We start from the raw sequence: 4,007 nt of genomic DNA, 5'->3' as shown, positions 1-4,007 counted from the left end.
GAGTCGCGGCCGCTGCCGTCGCGGGCCATGGTGGCGCTGCTGATCATGTCGTAGCCGGGCAGGATGTTGGCGTCCAGGTCGCTGTGGCTGGTGATGCCGGTGTCGATGACCGCCACCACGGCTCCGGCGCCGTGGGTCACATCCCACGCCCCGGGCACGCGCAGACCCGCGCGGTCCTCCCAGAGGCCCCACTGGCGGGGGTACAGGGGATCATTGGGCGGGACGGCAGCCGGCTGCAGGAGCAGATCAGGTTCGGCGTATTCGACGGCGGGGTCCGCCTCCAGTTCGGCGGCGACTTCCTCCGCCTCCGCGGCGTCCAGCTCACGGTTGGCCTCGACCACTTGCGCACCCATAGCCGTGCTGCGCACTTCCTCGACGGCGACGTCGAGCTCGTCGGCAACGGAGTCGTAGGCGTCTTCCCGCTCGGCGGGGTCCGGCGCGGCCGAATACTTGAACTTCACGATGATCCGGTTGGTCGCTGGAGCGGCATCCGCGGTCGCCGGGGCAGCGGGTGCAACCGGCAGCGGAGGTTCTTCAACGGCGGCGGCCGGGACGGCCCAGAGGGTGCCTCCGACAACGGCGGCGGCAAGGAGTGAAGCAGTGCCGGAGAGAAAACGTCGGCGACGCGGCTGCGACAAGCTGGCCTTCCTGGAATCGCGGCGTACAGGGACGATCGAAAACGTCGTTCCAAAAGTTTAGTGGTTAACAACTGGAATGGCGAGGGTTAATTATGCGGGCACGGCCAGTGCCCTGCGAGGAACTCACTGTGAAGGGTGCCAAGACTCTGCCCGGGACAGCGCCAGCTCCAGCTGCCTGCCGCCTGCTTCGGCGAGCAAATCAGAGTCGCCGACTACCACCAGCAGGCTGCGCGCCCGCGACAGTCCGACGTAGAGCTGTTCAGCCGCCCGCTCCAGATCCTTGAACCCGTTGACGCACAGGACGATGACAGAGCGTTCCAGGCCCTTGAAGCCGAGCACGTGGCCGTAGAACTCCTCTTCGTTGGCATGGAACTGGCGCCAGTACTCGGGGATGTCGTCGCGCTCGAAGAAGTCCTGATGGACGGGGTGGCGGCTGCTGGTGGTCAGCAGTGCGATCTGGTTATTGGCCCAGCCCTCCTCGATCAGGGCGTCGATGCAGTCCCCGGCCACGTCCAAGGCATCGTGGGTGGAGCATCGGACGCGGCGGACGGGCAGGCCGGTGCCCCCGCGCGGGGTGAAGTGCTCGCCGGCGAAGACTCTGAAGGTCTCCGCGATCCGGCGCGTGTTGCGGAGGTTGTCATCGATGTGAATGGGCACCAGATCCGTTGCCGGGTCGAAGGAAGAATCTCCAGCCGGGCCGTTCCAGCGGCGGTAGACGTCCTGGCCGTCGTCCATGAAGGCATACACTTCGCCGGCGGACGGATCCTTGAGGCAGGCTAAGAGGGCTTCCCACCACAGCGGAGCGAAGTCCTGAGCCTCGTCGACGACGACGGCATCTAGTTTCTGGTCAAAGTCCAGTTCCGCTGCAAGGTCCTTGAGCATCCGGGGCATATCCTCGTCGAAGTAGGCCTGTCCGGTGCCGTCGGGGATGCCCAGAGACCGGACGTACTCGTGGAACTCACCGGTGAACACCGGTTTGGCCTGGCGCCAGCCGGAGGTCCGGTCCTGCAGGTACTGGCCCAGGCCCTTGTTGTAACAGAACAGGCCAACGCGCTTGCCTTCCCGGCACAGCCTGCGGGCCTTCTCGACGGCCAGCCACGTCTTGCCGCTGCCGGCGCCTCCGGCGAACCGGACCCGCGGCAGGTCCCGGGTGGCGGAGAGCAGCACTGCCTGCCGCTCGGTGAGGTGGTCCTGGCGGTCCTCGTCTTCCTGCGGGTTGCCCTCCGGCCAGGCGTCGGACCGCAGGGCTCCCGTCAGCTGGGCGACGATGCGTTCCAGATACGCCGGCGCCAGCGGACCTGCCCCTCCGCCTTCCTGCTCGATCGCGGTCCGGATCTTTTCGGCAGGATCGGTCAGGTCATGTTCGTCGAGGACCAAGGTCCGTGGTGCTCCGGCCATGGACCAGTCCTGCGGCACCTGCGTATAGGGCAGGCAGACCATGTACGCGAAGCGGTTGCTCAATGGTGTGCCGAGCCGGTCACCGATCCAGTTCCGGAAGGCGTGCACCGATCCCTGCGACTGCGCCACCGGGCTCTGGATCGGGTGCCAGCCGTTCTTGTCGGACTGGTACCACTGCCCGTTGTCGATGCCGACGAGGCCGCCCTTGACCTCGATGGCGGCCATGCCGACCCGTGGCCACAGGACCAGCAGATCGATCTCATGTTCGGCCCTGCCGTCCCGGACATTGACGGAGTGGGCCAGGACGACGTCGTCCGGAAGACTCTTACGAAGCTTCTCCCAAACGGCCCGCTCGGCCATCTGACCTTCCCCGAATTCGGGCTCCTCCGGAATACAACGCATTTTCGTCCCCCTGAACATCCTGTGCTGCACCCCGTGATCCGCAGCACCCTCCCAAATGTAGCGCGAGATCGGTACTCCGATTCCTCGGCTAAGGCTGGGAACACAGTCCGATGAACGCCCCCAGTTCCTCCAGCGCCTCCGGTTTCGACGGCATGAAGTTGGTTAGTTCGGGGGAACGGATAATGACAGCGCGCCATTGTCCACGGGAGATGGCCACATTAAGCCGGTTTCGGTTGAGCAGGAACTCCATGCCGCGCGGGGCCTCGGACACGGCGGAGCAGGCCATCGAGACGATGACCACTGGTGCTTCCTGGCCCTGAAACTTGTCCACTGTGCCAACACGCACGCTGTCAAGCCCCTCGGCATGGAGGTGTTCGCGGATCTTCTGGACCTGGGCGTTGTATGCGGCGACCACCAAGATGTCCGATTCTTCCAGGGAACGAGGTGCCGCGTCAGGGGATTCGGTCCACGGCAGGCCCAGATGCCGCTGGATCTGCCGGACGACTTCTTCGGCTTCTTCAACGGATAGAGTCGAGTTTCCGCGGTGCGGTACCCGCACGCATTCAACTCCGGCCGGGAGTCCGTCCAAGTGACGTCCTCCGGCCGCCGATGCGGCTTCAAGCCGGCCCTCATAGGAGAGTTCGGATACCGCCCTGCACAAGTCGGGATGCATGCGCCAGCTGTCAGCCAGGAAGTAGCCGAAATCGGGCGGCAGAGTGGCATACCCCTTCGACAGCCAGCCCAAGGCTGATTCATCGACGGGCTCGGGGTGGGTTCCCTGCGTGACCTGGGGGAGTTGCTGCGGATCGCCGAGCAGCAACAGCCGCTTGGCGGCTTTGCAGACGGCCAATGTGTTCGCGAGCGAAAACTGGCCCGCCTCGTCAATGACCAGCAGGTCCATCGAATCGGCAGGTACGTTGGAACCAGTCATCGTCCATGCGGTACCGCCGACCAGACAGCCAGGTTCTTCGGCCAGCAGACGCGCAACGTCTTGGTCGGTCCGGAATTCCCACGGCACCTCGGACTCGTCGGTCTTCTTCGCAACCTGCTCGGCTGGAACGCCTGCCTTGACGATCGCGGCCCGGAGCATATTTTCGACGACGGCATGTGACTGGCCGACGACGCCGACTTTCCAGCCCTGCGCGACGAGGTTGGCGATGACGTGGGAACCGACATGGGTTTTGCCGGTGCCGGGAGGTCCCTGCACGGCAAGGTACGACCGTTCCAAGGCAGCAACTGCCTTAGTGATCGCTTCGACGTATCCGCCGCCGTGGGGAGCCACAGGGGGAAGCGAATCCAGCCCCTGAAGCCGCGGCGCAGCACGGCGCAATAGTTCCAGGGCAGCATTGCGCGGCAACTCCGGCAGAGTCCCGCCGACGGTGCGGGCAAGATCGGACAGGGCCTCACGCTGGCCCTTGGTCCGGATTGGCTCGTCGGGAGTCAGGGCGACGGGGAACTCTTCATAGGAATCGTCACCGCGTTTAAGCTTTTCTTTAACCGTCAAAACCGTTCGGTCGCTGACCCTCTCGAGGTCCACTATCTCGGTGCCGAACCGGCCGCTGCGCTGGT

General features: G+C 65.1%; 3 protein-coding genes. All 3 read right to left on the bottom strand.

What is annotated here, in order from left to right; all coding sequences use genetic code 11:
- A partial coding sequence (locus AC5RW2_RS41045; RefSeq protein WP_494075294.1) for a S8 family serine peptidase occupies window positions 1-638 on the bottom strand: 638 nt, incomplete at its 3' end.
- A 123-nt stretch (window positions 639-761) separates the two neighbouring features.
- Complete coding sequence (locus tag AC5RW2_RS41040) at window positions 762-2,396, bottom strand: nuclease-related domain-containing DEAD/DEAH box helicase (RefSeq protein WP_494030391.1); 1,635 nt, start codon at window positions 2,394-2,396, stop codon at window positions 762-764.
- 130 nt (window positions 2,397-2,526) lie between these two features.
- Window positions 2,527-4,007, bottom strand: a 1,481-nt coding sequence (locus tag AC5RW2_RS41035; protein ID WP_494075293.1) for a DEAD/DEAH box helicase, incomplete at its 5' end; no start/stop codon positions are given.

The sequence above is a fragment of the Arthrobacter sp. B0316-1-20 genome (assembly GCF_059091865.1).
This window is presented reverse-complemented; position numbering and strand designations above follow the sequence as displayed.